This window comes from Chitinophaga polysaccharea (assembly GCF_902150045.1).
In the GTDB taxonomy this organism is placed as follows: Bacteria; Bacteroidota; Bacteroidia; order Chitinophagales; family Chitinophagaceae; genus Chitinophaga; species Chitinophaga polysaccharea_A.
The window spans coordinates 1,011,389-1,034,302 of sequence record NZ_CABFVU010000002.1 but is presented as its reverse complement, the minus strand read 5'-3'; the positions used below and the strand labels follow the sequence as shown (position 1 = coordinate 1,034,302).

The 22,914-nt window shown below is 48.1% G+C and carries 18 protein-coding genes; 8 read left to right on the top strand and 10 right to left on the bottom strand.

What is annotated here, in order from left to right; all coding sequences use genetic code 11:
* Window positions 1–930, top strand: a complete 930-nt coding sequence (gene fmt, locus FN124_RS18955; protein ID WP_260607508.1) for a methionyl-tRNA formyltransferase — start codon at window positions 1–3, stop codon at window positions 928–930.
* 280 nt (window positions 931–1,210) lie between these two features.
* Here fmt and FN124_RS18950 read toward each other — a convergent pair whose 3' ends face one another.
* The 7 genes from FN124_RS18950 to hemH form a co-directional block, all read right to left on the bottom strand.
* A complete protein-coding gene (locus FN124_RS18950) occupies window positions 1,211–2,179 on the bottom strand; it encodes a LysM peptidoglycan-binding domain-containing protein (protein WP_142686319.1) in 969 nt (322 codons plus the stop codon).
* Window positions 2,180–2,387: 208 nt separating this feature from the next.
* The gene (locus tag FN124_RS18945; protein WP_142686318.1) at window positions 2,388–3,791 is read right to left on the bottom strand and encodes a methyltransferase RsmF C-terminal domain-like protein; all 1,404 of its coding nucleotides are present in this window, start codon (window positions 3,789–3,791) and stop codon (window positions 2,388–2,390) included.
* A gap of 213 nt (window positions 3,792–4,004) precedes the next feature.
* Complete coding sequence (locus FN124_RS18940) at window positions 4,005–5,471, bottom strand: NAD(P)(+) transhydrogenase (Re/Si-specific) subunit beta (RefSeq protein WP_142686317.1); 1,467 nt, start codon at window positions 5,469–5,471, stop codon at window positions 4,005–4,007.
* A gap of 73 nt (window positions 5,472–5,544) precedes the next feature.
* Entirely contained in the window at window positions 5,545–5,856 is a 312-nt protein-coding gene (locus FN124_RS18935) for an NAD(P) transhydrogenase subunit alpha part 2 (RefSeq protein WP_142686316.1), read from the bottom strand.
* Window positions 5,857–5,885: 29 nt separating this feature from the next.
* Window positions 5,886–7,016 (bottom strand): Re/Si-specific NAD(P)(+) transhydrogenase subunit alpha, encoded by a 1,131-nt coding sequence (locus FN124_RS18930; protein WP_142686315.1) that lies wholly within the window; start codon window positions 7,014–7,016, stop codon window positions 5,886–5,888.
* Window positions 7,017–7,075: 59 nt separating this feature from the next.
* Window positions 7,076–8,422, bottom strand: coding sequence for a protoporphyrinogen oxidase (gene hemG, locus FN124_RS18925; protein ID WP_142686314.1), 1,347 nt, complete (start codon window positions 8,420–8,422; stop codon window positions 7,076–7,078).
* Between the two features lie 9 nt (window positions 8,423–8,431).
* The gene (hemH, locus tag FN124_RS18920; protein WP_142686313.1) at window positions 8,432–9,475 is read right to left on the bottom strand and encodes a ferrochelatase; all 1,044 of its coding nucleotides are present in this window, start codon (window positions 9,473–9,475) and stop codon (window positions 8,432–8,434) included.
* A 217-nt stretch (window positions 9,476–9,692) separates the two neighbouring features.
* Here hemH and hemA point away from each other — a divergent pair, with 217 nt between their 5' ends.
* The 7 genes from hemA to hemL are packed head-to-tail and all read left to right on the top strand — an operon-like array spanning window position 9,693 to window position 16,922.
* Window positions 9,693–10,946, top strand: a complete 1,254-nt coding sequence (gene hemA, locus FN124_RS18915; protein ID WP_185937261.1) for a glutamyl-tRNA reductase — start codon at window positions 9,693–9,695, stop codon at window positions 10,944–10,946.
* A gap of 4 nt (window positions 10,947–10,950) precedes the next feature.
* Window positions 10,951–11,871: a hydroxymethylbilane synthase gene (gene hemC, locus FN124_RS18910; RefSeq protein WP_142686311.1), complete on the top strand. Its 921-nt coding sequence runs from the start codon at window positions 10,951–10,953 to the stop codon at window positions 11,869–11,871.
* Window positions 11,861–12,640 carry a uroporphyrinogen-III synthase gene (locus tag FN124_RS18905; protein WP_142686310.1) on the top strand — a complete coding sequence of 260 codons (780 nt, stop codon included), beginning with the start codon at window positions 11,861–11,863 and terminating at the stop codon, window positions 12,638–12,640. The genes hemC and FN124_RS18905 overlap by 11 nt, the downstream gene beginning before the upstream one ends.
* Window positions 12,637–13,665 carry a uroporphyrinogen decarboxylase gene (gene hemE, locus FN124_RS18900; protein WP_142686309.1) on the top strand — a complete coding sequence of 343 codons (1,029 nt, stop codon included), beginning with the start codon at window positions 12,637–12,639 and terminating at the stop codon, window positions 13,663–13,665. Before FN124_RS18905 ends, hemE begins: the two co-directional genes overlap by 4 nt.
* A gap of 5 nt (window positions 13,666–13,670) precedes the next feature.
* Window positions 13,671–14,582 (top strand): oxygen-dependent coproporphyrinogen oxidase, encoded by a 912-nt coding sequence (gene hemF, locus FN124_RS18895; protein ID WP_142686308.1) that lies wholly within the window; start codon window positions 13,671–13,673, stop codon window positions 14,580–14,582.
* 45 nt (window positions 14,583–14,627) lie between these two features.
* Window positions 14,628–15,599 carry a porphobilinogen synthase gene (hemB, locus tag FN124_RS18890; RefSeq protein WP_260607507.1) on the top strand — a complete coding sequence of 324 codons (972 nt, stop codon included), beginning with the start codon at window positions 14,628–14,630 and terminating at the stop codon, window positions 15,597–15,599.
* 36 nt (window positions 15,600–15,635) lie between these two features.
* The gene (hemL, locus tag FN124_RS18885; protein ID WP_142686306.1) at window positions 15,636–16,922 is read left to right on the top strand and encodes a glutamate-1-semialdehyde 2,1-aminomutase; all 1,287 of its coding nucleotides are present in this window, start codon (window positions 15,636–15,638) and stop codon (window positions 16,920–16,922) included.
* Window positions 16,923–16,989: 67 nt separating this feature from the next.
* On the opposite strand, the gene FN124_RS18880 is transcribed toward hemL, so the two are convergent.
* The 3 genes from FN124_RS18880 to FN124_RS18870 all read right to left on the bottom strand — a co-directional run bounded on the left by FN124_RS18880 (window position 16,990) and on the right by FN124_RS18870 (window position 22,452).
* Window positions 16,990–17,412 (bottom strand): DUF4945 domain-containing protein, encoded by a 423-nt coding sequence (locus FN124_RS18880; RefSeq protein ID WP_142686305.1) that lies wholly within the window; start codon window positions 17,410–17,412, stop codon window positions 16,990–16,992.
* A gap of 111 nt (window positions 17,413–17,523) precedes the next feature.
* Window positions 17,524–19,272 carry a RagB/SusD family nutrient uptake outer membrane protein gene (locus FN124_RS18875; protein WP_142686304.1) on the bottom strand — a complete coding sequence of 583 codons (1,749 nt, stop codon included), beginning with the start codon at window positions 19,270–19,272 and terminating at the stop codon, window positions 17,524–17,526.
* Window positions 19,273–19,281: 9 nt separating this feature from the next.
* The gene (locus FN124_RS18870) at window positions 19,282–22,452 is read right to left on the bottom strand and encodes a SusC/RagA family TonB-linked outer membrane protein (protein WP_142686303.1); all 3,171 of its coding nucleotides are present in this window, start codon (window positions 22,450–22,452) and stop codon (window positions 19,282–19,284) included.
* Between the last annotated feature and the right edge of the window lie 462 nt (window positions 22,453–22,914).

Sequence of the window (22,914 nt, the reverse complement as noted above, 5' to 3'; positions counted from 1 at the left end):
ATGAGTAAAGATCTTCGCATTGTTTTTATGGGTACCCCTGATTTTGCAGTGGCCTCCCTTGATATACTGGTACAGAACGGGTTTAATGTAGTAGGCGTGATCACTGCCCCCGACAAGCCCGCCGGCCGCGGCTTACAACTGCAACAAAGCGCTGTGAAACAATATGCAGTGAGTAAAGGGCTAACGGTGCTGCAGCCGGAGAAACTGAAAAACCCCGATTTCATTGCCGCCTTAAAGGAACTGAAAGCTGATCTGCAGGTAGTAGTGGCATTCCGTATGCTGCCGGAAATAGTGTGGAATATGCCGCCGGAAGGCACTATCAATGTACATGCGTCGCTATTGCCCAACTACCGCGGCGCGGCGCCTGTTAACTGGGCCATTATCAACGGTGAAAAAGCATCCGGCGTTACCACCTTCAAACTACAGCATGAAATTGATACCGGCGACATCCTGTTCAGCGACGAGGTGGCTATCCGGGAAGATGAAACCGCCGGCGAACTGCACGACGCCCTGATGCATACCGGCGCCCGTTTGCTGTTGAAAACAGTACAGGCCATTGCAGCAGGCAATGTAAAAGAAACGCCACAGGCGCATATTCCGGCCGCCGACATCAAACATGCACCAAAAATATTTAAGGAAACCTGCCAGATCAACTGGCAGCAGCCATTAGATAATATCTACAACCTGGTACGCGGCCTGAGCCCCTATCCGGCAGCATGGACCATTTTCCAGGGCAAAACCCTGAAAATTTACAAAGCCCGTAAAGAACATACTACGCCTTCCAAAACGCCGGGCGACTTTGATACTGATCAGAAATCATACATCAAAATAGCAGCTCCTGATGGCTACCTCTACCTGGATGAGATCCAGCTGGAAGGCAAGAAGAGAATGGATGTGGAAGCGTTTCTGCGGGGTTACCGTTTTGTGTAGGAGCGCCTTCGGCTTTTGTCTTGGAACACTGATTATGATGATTTCGATGATTACTTTGATTTTTGCTTTTGGGTTTGGGTTTGAGATATAAGCGGGTTTTGTCTTTTTCAGGATTAAGATGATTTCGATGATTACCCTGATTTTTGCTTTTACTATTGAATTTTGATAATAATTAAGGGAGATATAAGCAGATGTACCGGCTTATATCTCCCTTAGTCTTTATTAAATCCCAAAAATATAATCAGCAAAATCATCTTAATCCTGAAAAAGACAAAATCCGCTAATCCTCGTAACTCAGTTCGCAATAAAACTTCGTTTCATTGCTGCCGAGCGCCTGCATGGCACTGTCGCTCAGCTTGATGATGAGGCCGGCATTGGCTTTCATCTGTGGGATTACGTCCAGTACTTTTGCGTATACGGATTTACCGTTCAGCGGATTTGTTACTTTGATGATGGTTCCGCGGGGCGCCGTGTTATGCAACGCGTAGTATTTACCTACTGCATTGCTCTTAAACCAGGTACCAGGGCCCTTTTCTGAAGTAGTTTTTTTGCCGCCGTTGGTCTGTTGTTCATACAATTGCTCAAAATCGGTGCTGCTGCTAACAGGAGCAGATTTAACAGGGGCGGGCGCAGGTGCCGCAGCAACAGGAGCAGATGTTTCTTCTGCCGGTGTTGGCTCAGGCTCTTTCTTAGGCGTTTCCTTTGCGGCGGGCGGCGGTGGAGGAGTTGACACAACCACCGGCTCCGGTGCAGCAGTGGCTTTCTCTTTTACTTTTTCAGGACGCGGAGCTGCTTCAGCTGCACCGCCGGCTGCTTTCACATAACCTACAATGATGTAGCTGTCTTTTTTCAGCCCGTCACCGGAAAAGCTGTTCCACTGCCGGATATTATCCAGTGGTACTTTGTTATAGTTTACACTCACGCGGTATAAAGTTTCCTTTTCAGCAACTTTATGATATACCGGTTTGCCGGAAGCATCTGCCTTCTGTGAAAAGTTAGCAGCAGTAAGCGGGATATGCAGCTTGCGTCCCAGCTGTAAACCCTGGTCCATACTCACTTTATTGGCTGCGGCAATTTCTTTTGGCGGCAAGCCATAAGCGCGGCTGAGGCTATAGAAATTTTCTCCTTTTTTAACAATATGGGATATGTAGAGAGCAGGCGAGGTACCTTGCACTTCAAGCGTATCCTGCGCCTGCGCCGCTACCGCACTGAAACCAAACAATGCGATTGAAAGAATCGATTTTATCATACTAACTCTGTTTATGATGTAGCAGAATATTCAAATTTTTATCTGCTATTTCGGGCAACGAATATATGCGTTAAAATTGACAAAATTATTTAATAAACCAAACGGAGAAAATCCCTTTTTGTTGTGGCAGCCGTTATAAACGGCGCTCCTGTTGGCACTGTATTTCAAAGTTGGTATTATTCCCGGATAAATAGCAGTTATGTATTCTTTACAGTCCTGTAATTTCTTTCAGGATACGCAATTCTTTCGGGTAGTAATTGTTCATGCGGTTGGGTAAAATCTTTGCCCAGCCGAGGTTCATGCCTTCATATTTTATCAGCGCCCAGCCGCGCACCCGTGTGCTCACTACGGGATCTTCCTTACGCAGGTACTGCAATGCCTGTCGTAGATCCAGCGATACCGATGGTAATTCATCCGACACCAATATGCTCGCAGCCAGCTGATGATCGGGAATTAATTCCTTGGCACTGGGATGCCCTGCTTTTACGCCCGCTTTGCGAATATACAATTGTTGCCGCAACAATGGTATTTCTGCAGCCAGTAACGGAGGAAGGATCAATACTTCTTCCTGGTGCATAAAATACTGGTAATCTGCCGGGATATTTATCCAGGGAGTGATCACCTCCTGCTGCCGGGGAGTGAGTGCCATTGATTTATGCTGCTTTGGTTTACGGGGAGTTTCACCGCTACGTTTACGGAATGCTGCAATAAAAAACCCTTCCCCTTTCAATTGATCGGGATAAAACCGGTAGCCTGTACAGTTTCGTTTATGCGTTGCCGTTGTAACAATATTCCACCCGGTATCCAGCGGAACCGGGATGTTTTCCAGCTCAAAATGATCTGCCAGCCAATCCAGGATCGCTTCATCTTCTTCCTCAGAGAAAGAACAGGTTGAATAAATAACAACGCCGCCTTCTTTTACAGCCGGTAATACATCTGCCAGGATCCTTTGCTGGCGCTGGCTGCAGAGGGTTACATTTTCTGGCGACCATTCTTCCACCAGTTCCGGATCACGGCGGAATAAGCCGGAACCTGAACAGGGCGCGTCTACCACTGCCAGGTCAAAATAACCGGGCAGCCTTGAAAAATCGCGCGGGTCATTATTGCTTACCACCACGTTGGCGGCACCCCATTTTGTAAGATTGTCGGCCAGCAGTCCCGCTCTTGCCTTGATCACCTCATTGGCCACCAGCAGGCTATCGCGACTTATCAGCGACTGTAACAGCGTAGATTTTCCACCCGGCGCAGCGCAGAGATCTAGTACCTTCAGCGACTGCGTCAGATCTACTGTTGCACGTACCACCTGTTCCAGGAACATGGAAGATGCTTCCTGCACATAATAAGCGCCTGCATGAAAATAAGGATCAAAAGTAAAGGAAGGCCGTTCCGGCAAATAGTACCCCTGACTACTCCACGGTACCTGGGTTACGCCATCGGCCGACAGTGACTGCAACACAGTACTGACCTGTTCCGGCGCTTTTATTTTATTGGGATTCAATCGGAGTGAAGTAATTTTTTCGGCGGCGGCATGCACCTGCTCAAATGTTTCCCGGTTATAACCCGGAAGTCCTGCTAATGAGTCTAGCAGTGCCGCTGGTAAGTGACTGGACACGAGAGTTTTTTCGACAAATTTAGCGAATTTTGTCTTTTTCAGGATTATGATGATTTCGATGATTACTTTGATTTTTGCTTTTACTATTGAATTTTGAAAATAATTAAGGGAGATATGAGCAGATGTACCGGCTTATATCTCCCTTAGTCTTTATTAAAATCCAAAAATATAATCATAGAAATCATCATAATCCTGAAAAAGACAAAACCCGCTCTACACCTCCTTAATAGCAGAAAGCAGTTCCTGCAGCACCTTCTTCGCATCGCCAAACAGCATAGACGTTTTGGGCTGGAAAAAGAGATCGTTTTCAATACCGGCGTATCCCGGTTTCATGCTGCGTTTATTTACGATCACCACTTTGGCGTTTTCCACTTCCAGGATAGGCATCCCGTAAATAGGACTGGCAGGATCACTTTTCGCGGCAGGATTTACCACATCGTTGGCGCCTAAGATCAATACTGCATCAGTAGTAGGGAATTCAGCGTTTGCATCTTCCATTTCCAGTAACTTCTCATAAGGTACATCTGCCTCCGCCAGTAGCACGTTCATATGACCAGGCATACGGCCTGCTACGGGGTGAATAGCATATTTTACCTCTACTCCTTTTTCTTCCAGTTGTTTCTCCAGCTCATGACAAGCGTGCTGGGCCTGCGCTACGGCCAGGCCATACCCCGGCACTATAATCACTTTACTGGCATAGGCCAGCACTACAGCGGCATCGTTCAAACTGATCTCTTTATAATTGCCCTGATCCTTTCCAGCTGCGGCCGCACCGGCTGCACCACCACCAAAGGAGCCTATCAGCACATTTTTCAGGGACCGGTTCATGGCCTTGCACATCAGGATAGTGAGGATAGTACCCGCAGAACCTACCAGGATACCACCAGTGAGCATCACCGGGTTACTGTAAAGGAATCCGCCACAGGCAGCAGCTACCCCCGTAAAAGAATTAAGCAGCGATATCACTACAGGCATATCCGCGCCTCCGATCGGCATTACGAATAATACACCATAGAACAATGCCAGTCCGAAAATTATATAGAACACTGTGAGAGCTGTTCCCGGCGAAGTGTCGAAAATACATACCAGCCACACAGATAATCCAACGATCAGTGTTAATACCCCCAGGTTAAGAAAATGCTGACCATTGAAGGAAAAGTCCTTCACTTTACCGGTGAGCTTTCCCCAGGCCACTATGCTGCCGGCACAGGATACAGCGCCTATGATAAGGCTCAGCAGAATAATGATCACGGTTCCCCTGGAAGTGGATGACTCCAGCAGTTGCAACGCCAGGTGGTCGTCGGCAACGGGCGCATACAGGTTTTTTATCAGTTTGATCAGGTGATCAAACTCCACAATGGAAATCAGCGCCGCGCAGGCGCCGCCCATTCCGTTGAACATGCTTACCATTTCCGGCATGGCGGTCATCTTCACTTTTTTGGCAGACAACACGCCTATTATGCCACCAATGGCGAGCCCGGTGAATATCCAGCCATAGTTATGCAGGGGGGCATCATTCACCCGGTAGAGAAAGATGGTGCCAAGGATAGCCAGCGACATCCCCGCAGCCGCTACCATATTGCCTTTGCGGGCAGTATCCGGTTTACTTAACATTTTCAGTCCGAGGATAAAAGTAACAGAGCCGATCAGGTAAATAATTGATAAAATGCTGGATCCCATAAGTATATGCTTTTAGCCGTTAGCTTTCCGCTGTTGAACAGTTAATACCTGTGTACTGGCAACCGTTTTACAGCTATTTCTTTTTTCCTTTGAACATTTCCAGCATACGGTCGGTTACCACAAAACCTCCCACCACGTTGATCGTACCAAGTATTACGGCCAGGAAGCCGATGATCAGTGCAGGATAATTATCCGTTTCCGCTTTCCCCATTACAATAATAGCCCCGATGATAACCACGCCATGAATGGCATTGGCGCCGCTCATCAACGGGGTATGCAACACGGATGGCACCCTCGAAATCACTTCTATTCCCAGAAAAACAGACAGGATAACGATGTAGATAAGATCGATATGCTGGCGAAGAAAAGTTAAAATATATTCCATATCAGACGGGTATTTTACGATCTCAACTACTAAGCGGGCTGCATCAGGTTTTTCACACGTTCATTCACTACTTCCCCGTTGTGCGTAATACAGGCGCCTTTTACAATATCATCTTCAAAATCCAGGTGCAGCGCTCCTTCTTTTGTAAGTATCAGTTTCAGGAAGTTAAATACATTCTTTGCGTACAACTTGCTGGCATCTGCCGGCATAGTGGCCGGTAGATTTGAATTCCCGATGATGGTAACGCCTTTATACTGCACGGTTTCATTGTTCTTTGTAGCGCTGGTATTACCGCCGGTGGCAGCAGCGAGGTCTACGATCACAGCGCCGGAGCGCATGCGGTCGAGCATTTCATTGTTGACCAGTACGGGTGCAGCCTTCCCGGGGATCTGTGCAGTGGTGATCACAATATCTGCCCTGGCAATGCTTTCAGCGATGCGTTGCTGCTGCTGTTGCTTATACGTTTCGCTTTGCTCTACTGCATAACCGCCTGCTGTGGAAGCATCTGCGGCCCCTTCCACTTCCACGAATTTTGCACCCAGGCTCATCACTTCTTCCTTAACAGCGGGCCTGGTATCAAATACTTCCACCACAGCGCCCAAACGGCGTGCGGTGGCAATAGCCTGTAAACCGGCAACACCGGCGCCCAGTATCAATACCTTAGCCGGGGCAATGCTCCCTGCAGCTGTCATAAACATGGGGAAATAACGGGAATAGCTATACGCCGCCAGCAACACTGCCTTATAACCGGCTATATTGGCCTGGGAACTAAGCACATCCATTACCTGTGCACGGGTGGTGCGGGGAATAGTATCTAAACTGAAAGCAGTGATATTACGGGAAGCCCAGTACTCTACTTCATTTACCCGATACAGGGGCTGTAAAATGCCAGCGATGATTTTCCCCGAGGGGATCTGGTCTGTTATTTCCCTGGAAGGAGGTTGCAGTGTAAAGATGATGTCTGCACCGGTGAGGATCTCCGCAGCTGTTTTTATTTGCGCGCCCGCCTGCATATAGGCGTCGTCGTTATAAAAGGCATTGTTGCCGGCGCCCTGCTCCACCCACACGGTTACCGACATTTGCTGTAGTTGTTTTACTACTTCAGGGACTAGAGATACCCTGGTTTCGCCGTTTTTCTCTTTTAAAATTCCTGCAATCATCTGGTGGAAATTTATAATGGAATTTAAGAAAAAACGGCAACAAAGAACTATTTTTCTCTTTAATTTTTCTTCAGAGATGCGGCCAAAGCGGCGGCATGTTGCAGTAAAGCGGGGATGGCTACGCCTTGCAGGTAATTCCCCGTGATATGGATACCTGGATATTTTTTTTCAAAGTCTGTTACAGCATTCCGCAACTTAACATGACCTACATTTAATTGCGGGATCGCTTTATTCCAGGTACTGAAGCGCTGCATCACCGGCGGAGCTGAAAGGTGTAACAGCGGTGTTATTTCAGCCACCACGCGTTGTTGCAGGGTTGCCTGGTCCAGCTGATCAAACAGCTGTTCCTGCCTGGCTCCTCCCAGGAACACAGTGAACAGGATCTTTCCTGCGGGCGCTTTACCCGGGAAAATAGCAGAGTTGCAGATAGCGCCGAGGAAATGCATATGCTCTGCATTCGGCACCAGGAAGCCGAAACCATCCAGTGGCTGTGGCAGGGCGCCGGCATCAAAGCCCAGGTGCAGCACGGCCATACGGGGATAATGTACGTTGTTCAGTAGTGCAGCAGCTGCTGTATCTAGGTGGGTAATGGTTTCTGCCGTGCTGTAGGCAGGCGTGGCCAGTATAATTTTTTCAGCAGTATAACTTCCGGGCTGGCCATTTTCCACTACGCTCACCCTGTATCCATTATCAGCGGCAGTGATATCCATTACCCTGCAGTTAAAGCGTACAGGCGTAGTGAGCAATTGTTGCAAACGGTTTGTGAGCAACTGGTTGCCGCCTTTGAAACTGATGATTTTCCGGCCGCCCATGGCGCCTTTATCTTTCATCAGTCCTTTGGTTACGCTGCCGTATTCCCGCTCCCACCGCGGCAATGCGGGCAATACTTCCACAATGCTCATCTGCTCAGGATTACCGGCGTAAATGCCCGACAACACAGGATCGAACACGTATTCTGCAATTTCTTTATTAAATCTTCTTGTTACAAAATCATTAACGGTTTCCTCTCCTGCTGAAAGCGCCGGTTTACGGAAGCGCTCTGTAAACAGCCGCCATTTACTGCTGCGGCTCAGGTATGGAGAGCCTATGATCTTAAAAGGATGTGGAGAAACGGCGTGCAGTTGCTGCCGTCTTACCAGGAACCGGTTTTTGCTGGCGGCTGTTGCCTGCAGTATTTCTTTGTCCAGCCCAAGTTCCGTAAAATATTGCAGCAGTTCGGGAGAAGCTGCAATAGTATTGGCGCCTGCGTCCAGTTCAAAACCATCTTCCTGTATGGATTTCATTACACCACCGGTGTGGTCCGAAACTTCCAGTACCTGGTAAGGTACCTGCAGTTTCTGTAATTCATACGCAATACTTAGCCCGGACAGGCCGGCGCCGACAATCAATACGGGTTGAACGGACATATGGCAAATTTAAACGGCTTCAGTGGCAATGATCTGTGTGCAGTATTTCACAACTGCTTTTACCCATAACGGGTGAATATTCAGACACGGGATCATGGTAAAAGACTCACCACCGCTGTTCAGGAAAGAATGTTTTCCTTCCACAGCTATCTCCTCCAGGGTTTCCAGGCAGTCCGATACAAATGCAGGGCACACGATCAGCAACCTCTTTTTTCCTTCGGCAGGCAACGTTTCCAGCAAACCGGCCGTATAAGGTTTCAGCCATTCTTCACGGCCCAGCCTCGACTGGAAGGAGATGCCCCATTTTTCACGCGGCAGTCCCAGCTTCTCTGCTACCAGTTCGGTAGTAACAGTGATCTGGTGACGATAGCAATATTTATGGGCAGGTGATTTCACATGACAGCAGTCGTTCACTTTCATACAGTGCGCACCGGTAGGATCTGCCTTACGCATATGCCTTTCCGGTAAACCATGATAACTGAACAATACGTAATCATAGTCCTGCTGCAAATATGGGCGCATGCTCTCAGTAAGTGCATGGATATAATCCGGCTCATCGTAGAACGGAGGCACTACCGACAGCTTGAATTTATATTTTTTCTTTTTGTAGATTTCCTGTGCGTACTCCACCGCTGTTTCGTAGGAAGACATGGCGTAATGCGGATATAACGGCAACAGCACTACTTCCTTCAGATCAGGATTTTGCTTAAGGAGATTATCATAAGCCACCTGCGGATGCGGATTACCATAACGCATGGCTATTTCCACCGGTATCTCCATATCGTTCTGCACGGCCATCTGCAGCTGTTTCGTTAGCGCCACCAATGGTGATCCTTCTTCCCACCAGATAGATTCATAAGCCCGGGCAGATTGCTCCGCACGCTTTGGTACAATGATCCCTTCGATTAAGATCTTACGGAACAGCCAGGGATAATCGATCACACGCTTGTCCATCAGGAACTCGATCAGATAACGCTTCACATCCGGCACAGCAGTGGAATCTGGCGATCCAAGGTTCATTAATACTATTCCTACATCAGATTTAGACACCATTTCTTTTAAATTGGTGCAAAAGTAAGCAAAAAGCCGGAAGCGAAAAGTCCTGCATACGGCGCGATAACTGTCATTCTTTTGTAAAGGCAAAACCTGATAAAAATCATTTTTTCGTCGTAATGATTACCAGTAGTAGAAATGACACACTAATGACAGCTAACCTCTTATGTTTGGGGCGTATGAAAGTACTTTTGCAACCGGAAGCTTATACAAGAACATGCAGGTCAGTCATTCAAAAGAAATAGCAAATTTTCATATTGTTGGGATCAACTATAAGAAAACCGACGCTGCTATCAGGGGATTATACGCCATCAATCCGGCTCAGTATCAACAACTCCTGGAGCATGCCAGGGTTGTGCAATTAGACGATCTATTTGTACTCTCTACGTGTAACAGGACAGAAATTTACGGATTTGCAGCGCATCCCGGGCAGTTGATAGATTTGCTTTGCAGGGAATCAAACGGCGACAGGAGCCAGTTTGAAGAATTAGCCTATACCAAGTCGGGAGAAGATGCCATCAGGCATTTATACCAGGTAGGAACGGGCCTTGATTCCCAGATCCTTGGCGACTATGAAATAATAGGCCAGATACGTAATGCCGCCAAATTCGCCAAGGCCCACCAGAGCCTGGGCAGCTTCCTTGAACGCCTGGTGAACAGCGTTCTGCAGGTATCCAAACTCATCAAAACTGAAACAGGGCTCAGCAAAGGCACTGTGTCTGTGGCTTTTGCCACAGTAAGAATGCTGGAGCGCATCTGCCCTGATATAAAAAATAAAAAGATCGTATTACTTGGTGTAGGCAAAATAGGCCGCAACACCTGCAAGAATATGATCGAATATCTCGGCGTAAAAGAGGTGACCCTTATTAACCGCACCCTTCAGGTGGCCGCTGAATTTGCCGGCCAGCAAGGGCTGAAATACGCACCGTTTGAAAATATGGTGAGCGAAATGCAGCAGGCAGATGTTATCCTTGTTGCTTCCAATGCGCCACACCCAACAGTGCTGGCAGAACATTTCAGGAACAGTTCTCCAAAGCTCATCGTCGATCTGTCAATTCCTTTTAATGTGGAAGCCGCAGTAGGTGAGCTTCCGCATATTACGCTGGTGAATGTGGATGAGCTTTCCAAAGTGCAGGACGAAACCCTGCAAAACAGGCTGGGAGAAGTGCCAAAGGCCATTGCCATCATAGATGAATACATGGAAGAATTCCTTTACTGGTACAAAATGCGCAAACACGCCGTAGTACTGAAAGCGGTAAAGGATAAACTGCAGGAAATACATACCCGCGAAATACAGCAGCAGAAGAACGGAGGCCACTACAATATGGAAGATATCGAGCTTGTCTCTTCCCGCATCATACAAAAAATGATTAATCTAATGGCAGGCAAAGTACGCAAGGAAACAGACAAAAGCGACCAGTATATCGCCATGATCAACGATATTTTTGAGACAGGAGTTAACCAGGAATAAACAAATGGATAAAGTTATCAGGATAGGCACAAGAGAAAGTCAGCTGGCCTTGTGGCAGGCAAACCAGGTAAATGATCTGCTCACCGCACAAGGTTACCGCACCGAACTGGTACCTATTAAAAGCGAAGGAGATATAGACCTGGTAACACCCCTCTATGAAATAGGCGTACAGGGCATCTTCACAAAAAGCCTCGACCTGGCACTGCTCAACAACCGTATAGACGTTGCCGTTCACTCCTTTAAAGACGTTCCTACACAACTGCCAAAGCAAATTGTACATGCCGCTGTCCTGCAACGCGGACCGGTAAAGGATCTGCTGGTTTATAAAAACGATACTGATTTCCTCTCACAACCGGATTATATAGCTAACATCGCTACCAGTAGTGTGCGCCGTAAAGCCCAGTGGCTGCGGAAATATCCGCAACACCAGCTGCATAACCTGCGTGGTAATGTTAATACCCGCTTAAGAAAACTGGCAGAGGAAAACTGGGACGGCGCTATCTTCGCTGTGGCAGGCCTGGAAAGGATCCATGTACGCCCTTCCAATTCCATTGACCTCGACTGGATGTTGCCAGCCCCTGCGCAAGGCGCAGTGGTAGCCGTTTGCAGGGAAGATGACCAGTTTTGCCTGGATGCCTGCGCTGCTTTCAATCACGCAGATACCGCCCTTACCACACATATTGAACGCGAATTCTTACGCACCCTGATGGGTGGATGCACCACTCCCATCAGCGCTTACGCTTATATACAAAACGATCACATTCACTTCAGCGGAGAGCTTTGCAGCCTGGATGGCGCCCGCTTCTTCAGCATTTCACGCGAAGTGCCGGTAACCCAGGCCAATCACCTGGGAAGGGAAGCTGCAGAAGATATTATGGCGCAGGGTGGCGCTGAAATTGTAGCACAGATCAGAAATGCTAAATGATAAATACCGCATATTAAGCACCAGACATTTAACAGACAGCTCCATTGCTGTTGCTGGTGATAACGGTATCCGCATAGATGTACAGGACTTTATACAGATAAAGCCGGTAATACTTCCATCATTAAAAGGAAACCAGCCCGGCTGGAACGATACGCATATATCCAATATTTTTCAGGCGCCTAATGTGTCGGTTTTTACAAGCGCCAATGCGCTGAATGTATTGAAACAAAATTACTTTGGGGTGCGTGGTTTGCGTAATGGCCTCCGTACTGTTTTCCTAACCGACAACGCCCGTATCTGTTGCATATCCGGCAAAACACTGGAAAAGGCAAAGGCAGTTTTTCCCGGCGCGGAAATTTTAGCCTCATCCCCTTACGGCAGCGAACTGGCGGCAGCCATGATTGCATTAGGAAATATCAGCGAGGTAAATTTCTATTGCGGCACCCAGAGAAGACATGAATTACCAGATGCTTTAAAACAGGCAGGTATTACTGTGAATGAATTTGTGATCTACGAAAACATTCCTGCGCCTACTGTAGTAGCTGATGGTTACGATGGCATATTATTTTTCAGTCCAAGCGCCGTTAAAAGCTACCTGTCTGCCAACAGGATCAACAGCAAAACCGTTTGCTTTGCCATTGGCAGAACAACCGCTACAGAACTGAGAGAGCATACCGATAACAAAATTATAATGAGCACCGATATCAGTGAAGACAGCATGGTGCAAACTGCTATATTTTATTTTAACAACATTAACTGCTACGAATGAGCCCATTGAAGAACGACTTATTGCTGAAGACCCTTAAAGGTGAAACCGTTTCCCGCACACCCGTATGGATGATGCGCCAGGCTGGTCGCTATTTACCGGATTATATCAAACTGCGTGATAAGTATACTTTTTTTGAACGTTGTGAAAACCCGGAACTGGCCACCGAAATAACGGTGATGCCGGTAGACCAGGTTGGCGTTGATGCAGCTATTATCTTTTCCGATATCCTGGTAGTACCACAGGCAATGGGCATGGAAGTACAGCTGGTGGAAAAAGTAGGACCGCTTCTCCCCGCTCCCGTTAAAACTGCACAGGACCTGCAGCGTTTATGCGTTCCCGATGTACAGGAAAGATTACACTATGTTTTCGATGCCCTGAAGCTCACTAAAAAAACACTGGATGGCAAAGTACCACTGATAGGCTTTGGTGGCGCTCCCTGGACCCTGCTCTGCTACATGGTACAAGGCAAAGGCTCTAAAACTTTTGATGAAGCAAAAGCATTCTGCTACCAGCAGCCGGCTGTTGCACATCAGCTGTTGCAGATGATCACCGATACCACCATCGCTTACCTCAAAGCACAGGTAGCCGCGGGCGCTGATACCGTACAGGTGTTTGATTCCTGGGGAGGTTTGCTCAGCCCGCAGGACTTTGAAGTATTTTCTTTACAATATATCCGCCAGATAGTAGCGGCAATGAAGGATGTTTGTCCGACCATTGTGTTTGCAAAAGGCGCCTGGTTTGCATTAGAAGACATGGCCGCTACCGGCGCTCATGGACTGGGTATCGACTGGTGCATTAAGCCGGAGCTGGCCCGGCAGTTTGCCGGCAGCAACATCACCCTGCAGGGAAACTTTGACCCCGCCAAATTGCTGGCGCCCATCCCCGAAATCGAAAAAGCAGTAAAAGAAATGCTGAAAGGCTTTGGCAGACAGCGTTACATCGCCAACCTGGGACATGGTATATTACCCAACGTGCCGGTTGACCATGCCAAAGCATTCGTAGAAACAGTTAAAGCGCACGGATAATTACCATGAGCATTAAAGATAATTTCATATCGTTTATACACGGCCTGCAGGACGAGATCTGTGCAGCACTCGAGAAAACAGACGGCAAAGCCGTTTTCCGGGAAGACCGCTGGGAACGCCCCGGTGGCGGCGGTGGTAAAACACGTGTAATTGCCAACGGCAACGTATTTGAAAAAGGAGGCGTTAATACTTCCGTTGTTCATGGAGAACTGCCGGAAGTAATGGCGCAGCAGTTTGGCGTTACCAACAGCCGGTTCATGGCCTGCGGTATCTCACTGGTGCTTCATCCCCTGAACCCTTTTGTGCCTACGGTACATGCCAACTTCCGCTACTTTGAACTGTACGACCAGGACGGAACGCTGAAAGACAGCTGGTTTGGCGGTGGTGCAGACCTGACTCCGTATTACCTGGAAGAAGCAGATGGTATCCATTTTCACCGTACCTTTAAAGATGCCTGTGATCCGTTTGGAAAAGAACTGTACCCGGCCTATAAGAAGCACTGCGACGAATACTTTATCAATAAGCACCGTAACAACGAAGCACGCGGCATAGGCGGTATTTTTTACGATTATCTCCGGCCAAATGCAGAAAGATCAGCGGAAGCACTCCTGGAGTTTTCCCAGGCGAACGGAAAGGCTTTCCTTGATGCTTATCTCCCCCTGGTAGAAAAAACAAAACACCTTCCCTATACAGAAGCACATAAAAACTGGCAGGCGTATAGGCGTGGACGTTATGTTGAATTCAACCTGGTTCACGACAGGGGAACGTTGTTTGGATTAAAAACGAACGGACGTACGGAATCCATCCTGATGAGCTTACCACCGGTAGCCCGCTGGGAATACGACTTCCACACCACTCCGGGCAGCCCCGAAGCACAGCTGGAAGAATTTCTGAAGCCAAGGGAATGGGTAAAATAATGTACCGGCAGACGACGATATAAAACAATAAAAAAATTTATAAAGATGATCAGAAGAAACAGAATTTTAAGAGTATCTCCCGCCATTCGCGCAATGGTAGCGGAAACAATTTTAACGCCCAACGATTTCATGGCGCCGTTATTTGTTACCGAAGGAGAAAATGTGAAGGAAGAGATCAGCTCTATGCCAGGTTATTTCAGGTATTCCCTTGACCTCACTATTAAAGAAGCAAAGGAACTCTGGAGCCTGGGCATTAAAAGTGTACTGCTGTTTGTAAAAGCACCGGATAGTGTAAAAGATAACAAGGGTACCGAAGCGGTAAATCCGGATGGCCTGATGCAACGCGCCATCCGTGGTATCAAAAATGCCATTCCCGATATGGTGGTGATGACGGATGTGGCGCTGGACCCTTACTCCTCTTACGGCCACGACGGTATCGTGGAAGGAACAGAAATAGTGAACGACCCCACCGTGGAAGTACTGGCCCGCATGAGCCTCAGCCATGCGCAGGCTGGCGCCGATTTTGTGGCTCCCAGCGATATGATGGATGGCCGCATCCTGGCGATCCGCAACATCCTTGAAGAAAACGGTTTCGACAAAACAGGCATTATGGCTTACAGCGCCAAATATGCTTCCTGTTTCTACGGCCCCTTCCGCGATGCGTTGGATTCCGCTCCCGGCTTCGGCGATAAGAAAACTTACCAGATGGACTATGCCAATTCCCGTGAAGCGATCAAAGAAACGCTGATGGACATTGAAGAGGGCGCTGACATTGTAATGGTAAAACCCGCAATGGCATACCTCGATATTATGCGTATTATTAAAGATCGTGTAACCGTTCCAGTGAGTGCCTATCATGTGAGCGGCGAATACGCCATGATCAAGGCAGCAGCACAGAGGGGCTGGCTGGATGAAAACAAGGCCATCCTGGAAACCATGACCAGCATGAAGCGTGCCGGCGCTGATCTGATCGCTACCTACTTTGCAAAGGACGCGGTAAAACTGCTGAATGCATAATTCCCTATCTTGCGTAAAATAATAAACCACCAACAGATGTACAGCAAAAGTGAAATGTTATTCGGGAAAGCAAAGCAGGTAATTCCCGGCGGTGTTAACTCTCCCGTACGCGCATTTAAAAGTGTAGGCGGCACACCCGTGTTCATGGAACGTGCAAAAGGCGCCTATATGTATGATGTAGATGGTAACCGTTATATCGACTATATCAATTCCTGGGGTCCCATGATCCTCGGTCATGCTTACGAACCGGTAGTAAAGGCCATACAGGAATATGCCACCTATTCTACATCTTTCGGTGCGCCTACAGAGCTGGAGATAAAGATTGCAGAGCTGATTGTAGGCATGGTGCCTAACATCGATATGATACGCATGGTAAACTCCGGTACAGAAGCCTGTATGACAGCCCTCCGGCTGGCAAGAGGCTATACCGGCCGTAATAAGTTTATCAAATTTGAAGGTTGCTACCACGGGCATGCAGATGCATTCCTGGTAAGCGCCGGCAGTGGTGTGGCTACGCTTGGCATTCAATCAGTACCGGGTGTTACCACCTCCGTGGCAGAAGATACGCTCACGGCTCCCTACAATAATTTACCTGCAGTAGAACAATTGATTGCAGATAACATTAACCAGATTGCTGCGGTGATCATTGAACCGGTAGCAGGCAACATGGGCTGTATACTTCCGCAGCCGGGCTTCCTGGAAGGTCTTCGTCAGCTTTGCGATGCCAACAATATCCTGCTGATCTTCGATGAAGTGATGACAGGTTTTCGTCTTGCCCGCGGCGGCGCACAGGAATTACTGGGCATCCGGGCCGACCTGGTTACCTTTGGTAAGATCATCGGGGCCGGTATGCCGGTAGGTGCTGTAGCCGGTCCGAAAGAAATCATGGAATATCTAGCCCCTGCCGGGAAAGTATACCAGGCAGGCACTTTAAGCGGCAACCCTATTGCAATGATTGCCGGTTATACCTTACTGCAAACATTGAATGATAATCCAGTTATTTACCAGCAACTGCAGGAAAAGGCAAGCTACCTGGTAAACGGGTTAAAAGAAGCATTTGGCGCCGCAGGTATAGTACATAGCATTAACCAGATGGGTTCAATGCTGAGCGCACATTTCACTGAATACCCCATTGTGGATTTCAGCGCCGCCTCTGCTGCCAATAACGAATTATTCAAACGTTTCTTCCACGCTATGCTGGATCGTGGCATTTATTTGCCGCCTTCTGCTTTCGAAAGCTGGTTTATGAGTAATGCACTTACTACAGAAGACCTGGATGAAACCATTGCTGCTGCTAAATCTGCCATGCAGGCAATAAAATAGTTAACAATTCAATCCTGTGCAGAGTGGAAAATCAGTCCACCGTCCCGGCCGGGACGGTGGACTGATTTTATTTATGATAGATAACGGTTTGCCCCGGGGAATAAATATTGCCGGAGTAATTGTTATCCGTTTTCTGGGTTTGCCCGTTCAGCTTTACCGTAAAGTGATAGGTTTGTGCCGGGTCGGGTAGTGTGAAGGCATATTCCAGTGGCGCACCGGGTAATGTAGCGGTGGCTACGTTTACGGTCTTCATCACGGTAAGCACCTGGTTCACTTCTATGTATACGTTCAGTGGTTGTTGTATTGCCACCGGGATATTACCGGGTATTTTCCAGGATATCTTTACGTTGCTGGCATCTGTTTGCTGTAAGGTAAGATCAGTAACAGCCGGCAAACTAACGCCTGGTTTGGTTACGTCATCCACTGATTTTCTGCAGGCAGCTGCTGTCAATAATAATGTGCCGAAGGCAAATAGCAGGAATTTTCTCATGGCGTGTATGTTTTAGTAAGTACCCCCAGGCATCTCAGCCTGAAATTCTGTTAGAACCGTGCGTAACAATCTTCCTTTACACGGCTCCGGTTATCAAATCATTCAGGACACTCAATATCCGGGATTTTGTTTGTAACCACCTTTCGACCAGTTCATCTGTGCCTGTGGAATGGGCAGGAATTCGTCCCTGCCGGCGGTGAAATGCGCTACACGGAACCAGTCGAACCGGTTCTTTTCCTTGTTAAGGAATGCATTCATTACGGGTTCCAGCACACCCCAGCGCATAAGGTCGAAGTACCTTCTTCCTTCGCAGGCCAGCTCCAGGCGGTCTTCCCACATGAGTGCCTGCCAGGCAAATTCTTTGGTCCAGTTGCAGTTGATGCCGGGTTTATATTCTTCAATTTTATAGTTCAACCATAAGGTGCCGTCGTCTTTCTTCAGCCGCCCGGTGCTATGGGCAGCCCGCGCCCTGACCCTGTTGATCAGCGGGAGTGCTTCATTAAAGCGTCCCAGCTGTATCAGTATTTCTGCTTTCCACAACAATACTTCTGCATAGCGGATCTCTTTTTTATTCATGCTGTTCTGTACATAAAAAGGTTTGTACATACAGTTGCAGCTGGGATGTACCTGTTCTTTCATGGAATTGAAATACCCGTACTGGAAGGGGGCGCGGGAGCCGGATTCTTCAAAAAGAAGGTGGTTGTCATATTTCCAGGGATATCCCGGAATGGCAACAGTATGGCCCATGCGGGGATCAAAAGCATGAGCGGTGAAGAACTGTTTATATTGCTGACCGCCCATTTCTGTATTGTTGTAGTTATCGAAATCGGGGAGACCGGTACCATCTGTTTTAAATGCATTGATCATGGTGTAGGACACCTTGTGGAAGTCGCAGCAGCTGAACCAGGGATTCCACCAGGGAGCATTGAGCTGGTCGCCCCAGTTAACGCGGCCATTGGTGGTACCATCATCAATAGAATATTGTATTTCCCATAATGATTCTTTGGTGTTGTTATCATATTCTATCATGAAGTTTTCTGCAAAGTCGGGCGTGAGATCAAACATAGCGCCGTCTTTGGCTGTGATAGCATCGATATGGGTCAGTGCTTTGTTGAGTGTTTCCTGGTTGATAATGGTGACCTGGTGCCGGTCATTTTTTTCATAGGCCCTGAACAGCAACGCCTTTGCTGCCAGTGCGTGTGCTGCATACCTGGTAGGCCTGCCTTTTTCTGACTGTGTTTCGGGCAGCACTCCGGCAGCATCTTCAAAGTCTTTGATGATCTTATCCCACAGGGGCAGATCGTTGGTCATTTCCGGAGGGCGGTTGGAGATACCTTCTACTATGATGGCATCATTCTTTACTTCATCATCTATGTAGGGCACATAGTTCCAGCGTAGTTTCATGCCCAGGTATATCCATCCCCGGATAAACTTCATTTCTGCGATGCGTTGATCACGGGCCTTGAAGCTGTTGGGATCCACTTTGTTCAGCAAACGCAGGGCAGTATTGGCCCTGCTGATGCCGCAGTAGCCACGGTACCAGGGACCGTCGTTGTTGCCGATGTTGGACGTTACGCCGGTAAATATTTCCATTTCATACCAGGGTGTTTGGTCACTGAGGCCACCGCCGCCTTTATAGGCGTCGTCAGACCTTACGCTTTGAATCCACGGCGCATGTGTATCTCCGTAGCCAAGAGAGGGCATATAGGAGTAAGCAGCAACCACGAAGTTCTCTATCTGGTCGGCGCCCTCTACCTGTTCTTCGGATAATACTCCTTTCGGTTTGACGTCCAGGAAGTTTTTACATCCGGCAGTGAGCAGGGCGACCAGGCTGATGAATATTATAGTACGTGTTTTCATGTTGTTCGTTTAAAAGGTGACATTCAATCCAAAGAGACCGTTAACAGGCAGCGGGTAGGCTTCATTGGGATTTTCAGGATCTCCGCCGGTAAATTTGTCCTTACCCCATGTCTTTTTAAAGTTGAGGAGGTTTTGTCCTGATATGTATACCCTGACCCGGTTCATGTGCCATCTTTCCATTAAACTATTAGGGAGGGTATAGCCGATATCTACTGTTCTTAGTTTGATGTATGAGCCATCTTCAATGAAATAGGTAGACATCCGTTTTTCCCCGTTGGCATCGCGGCGGGAGAGGGCAGGAATGTCCGAGTTGGGATTGGATGGCGACCAGGCTTCGAGTATCCGGGAAGGGTGGTTCCGGTCGTTTTGCACGCCGATGTTCCAGAAGTCACTGAGTTCTTTCCAGTTGTTGTAAACGCTGTTGCCAAACACTCCCTGGACAAAAATGGTGATATCCCAGTTTTTATAGGTTGCTTCCAGGTTTAATCCGGCCATCAGCTTAGGATCTCTTACACCTATCCAGGTACGGTCGTAGGTTTCGTTGATCACGCCGTCGCCGTCAAGGTCTTTGTACCGGATGCGGCCTACACCTTTCCCTTGTTGTTGCGGGGAATTATCCACTTCTTCCTGAGTTTTGAAGATACCGTCTGCCACGAGGCCGTAGAAGGAGTTGAGGGGGCGGCCAATAATATTGTCCAGCAGGCCGTTACCGCCGTATGTATACTTTACGTTTTCCGGTATGGAGTTGATTTTGTTCTTATATGCGGATACATTGGCAGTGAGGCGGTAGGTAAATTCCCGTTTCCTTTCGCCCCAGCTGAGCAGCAATTCGTAGCCCTGGTTTGTCATGTCAGCGGCGTTTACCCAGCGGTAGCCGCCTTCACCCAATGCACCTATATAGGGCGGTTGGAAGAGCATGTCTGTTGTTTTTTTATTGAACCAGTCGAAAGATCCTGACAAGCGGTCGTCCAGGAAGCTGAAGTCGGCGCCGATGTTTGTTTGCGTGGTGGTTTCCCATTTCAGGTCGGGGTTACCCAGGCTGTTCCTGCGGTATCCGGAGGGGATACTGCCTGTTTGGTTGCCACCGATAGCATAGGCGGTGCCATCAAAATCCCCGAGGTAAATGTTTACGAGGCTGCCGGCGGTGAGCGGGGCGGAGTTACCGTTCTGGCCCCAGCTGGCCCGCAGTTTCAGATCGTTCAGGAATCCGGCATTCTTTAGAAAAGGTTCCTGGCTGATCCTCCATCCGGCAGAAAATGCGGGGAAGGTGCTGTACCGGTTATTCTCCCCGAATACGGAAGAACCATCGCGACGGACGGTGGCAGACAACAGGTATTTTGACTCATAGGAGTAGTTGATCTTACCAAAAAAAGATAACAGCGTCCTTTCATCGCCACCGCCGGTCAATGATTTATTATCGCCTGTGGCGGCAGACAGATATGCATAGTCCCGGCTTTCCAGCAGGATATTATTGCGGTAGGCATTGGTGAATTCATATACATACCGGTAGGTTTCTATACCGCCTAATATGTCGAAGAGATTTTTGCCGAACTTCAGATTGTAGATAAGCGTGTTTGTCCAGGTGCGGCCGATGTTTTGCCAGTTGTTTTGTCTGACGCCATTGATATCGCTGCTTTTGCCGCCTGCTTCCTTCCATTTATGTTCGATGTTCCGGTCGTACCACATGTTATAGTCCAGGCCAAACTGTGTTTTAAAAGCCAGGTTATCGAGGATCCTGAGATTAGCGTAGCCTGTACCCAGTATCTTCAGGAAGTTGCCTTTATTGTCTTTATTGATCTCCAGGTCCCTTACAGGGTTGTTGAAGTCGTCCATTCCCAGCGCCATAGCTACACCGCCCCATCCGCCGTTGTTATCGTATACGGGTATATTGGGCGGCATTACCAGGAAGCCATAGGTGCTGTTGATGTCTCTTATCCGGAGATTGGTCATGGTAAAATTTTCCCCTATGGTGAGTCTTCCTTTCAGCATTTCGTATTCATTATTAAAGCGTGCAGAATAGCGTCTGAAAGAGGAGGTGATCTGTGTTCCCTGGTTATCGTAATAGTTGAACGAGAACAGGCTGGATAAATGCTCTTTCCCGCCGGTGATGGTGATCTGGTGGTTTTGCCTGATGCCTGTACGGGTGCCTTCTTTGAACCAGTTGGTGTTGGAAGACGGCATAGTTTTGTCCGCGTTTAACCATTCCACAGGGGTTACAGCATTTAAAACGGGTATGCCGTTCTTATCGCGGTTCCAGTCGTATTTATAAATGCGGATGGCAGCAGCAGGGTCGTCTCCGTCGTTAACGGTAGCCTGCCAGAGCGCTCTTCCGTAGCCGTTTGCATCCAGCATATCCGGTACGCCTGTTATTTTGGATACGCCTACATAGCTTTCATAGGTAACTCTGGTTTCTCCTGATTTGCCTCTCCTGGTATTTATGAGGATAACTCCGCCGGCGGCTCGTGATCCGTAAATGGATGCGGAGGCAGCATCTTTGAGCACCTGCATGGATTCAATATCATTAGGATTGATATCGCGCAGGTTGATGTTAACGGGCTGGCCATCCAGCACGATCAAGGGGGGTGAGGAGTTGATAGAGGTGATACCTCTTACCTGTATGCCTACGTTTTCTGCGGGGTTACCGTCGGTAGTGATATATAGTCCGGGTATCTTTCCCTGCATGGAGCGCATTACATTGGCGCTGGGATTTTTGTCAAAGTCGGACCGGTTGATTACCGTGATGGCGCCGGTGAGGTCTGCTTTCCGCTGGGTCATATAACCGGTGGAGATAACCACTTCGCTGAGGTCTTTGCTTTGGCCCAGTAGGATCACATCATATGTTAGTGCAGCCGTTAGCGGTATTTCCCTGGTTTCTTTCCCTATGTAAGTGAATACCAGTGTGGTGGCGTTGGCCGGTACATCAATACGGTACCTGCCCTGGTCGTTGGTGGTGGCATGCACAGGAAAGCCTTTAGCTGTAATCCCTACACCAGGCAGCGGGTTGGCGGCATCGTCCCTGACCACGCCTGTGATGGTCTTTGCCTGTTGTGCCCATGCGCTTAGAAATGCGCCGGTGCTGAGGCACAACAAGAGGATACCCTGTAATATCCATTTTCCGGTATAGGCAGGGAACCCGCGCCCGCCATGCGTCCTGTCATTGGAAGAATACTGTTTTTTCATGAGACCGTAGTTGTTTTTTGGGTGATAAAATTGCTATCGCATTTTCCGGGTACTACATAGCAACCGTGGACCGTATCCCGGCAATTATTTACAGGCGTGTAAGACCGCAGTGGCATTGTTTTTACCAGTAGTGATCAGTTGTTAAGAATAAAGTGGAAGAGGAGGAGTATAATAAATTATTATACAGTGCTCCGGGACGGTTTTTCAGCTCCGGAGAGGCATAACAGTCCTGCTCCTGAAAATTGTGTTTTCAAGCGGTGATTGTTCATAACCAGTGGATTTATATGTGTTTTATTGCGCTCCGGGTATCAACCCCTGTTATATAGAATTTGATTGATATTAAACAGCTTTAACGTTTAAACAACTTGAACGAACTTGCAAATAAAGCTATTTCTTCTCCCTGAATTTTTAAATAATAAGCCAATTTTGATATGATATTGGCTTATGGGTAGTAAATGTTAT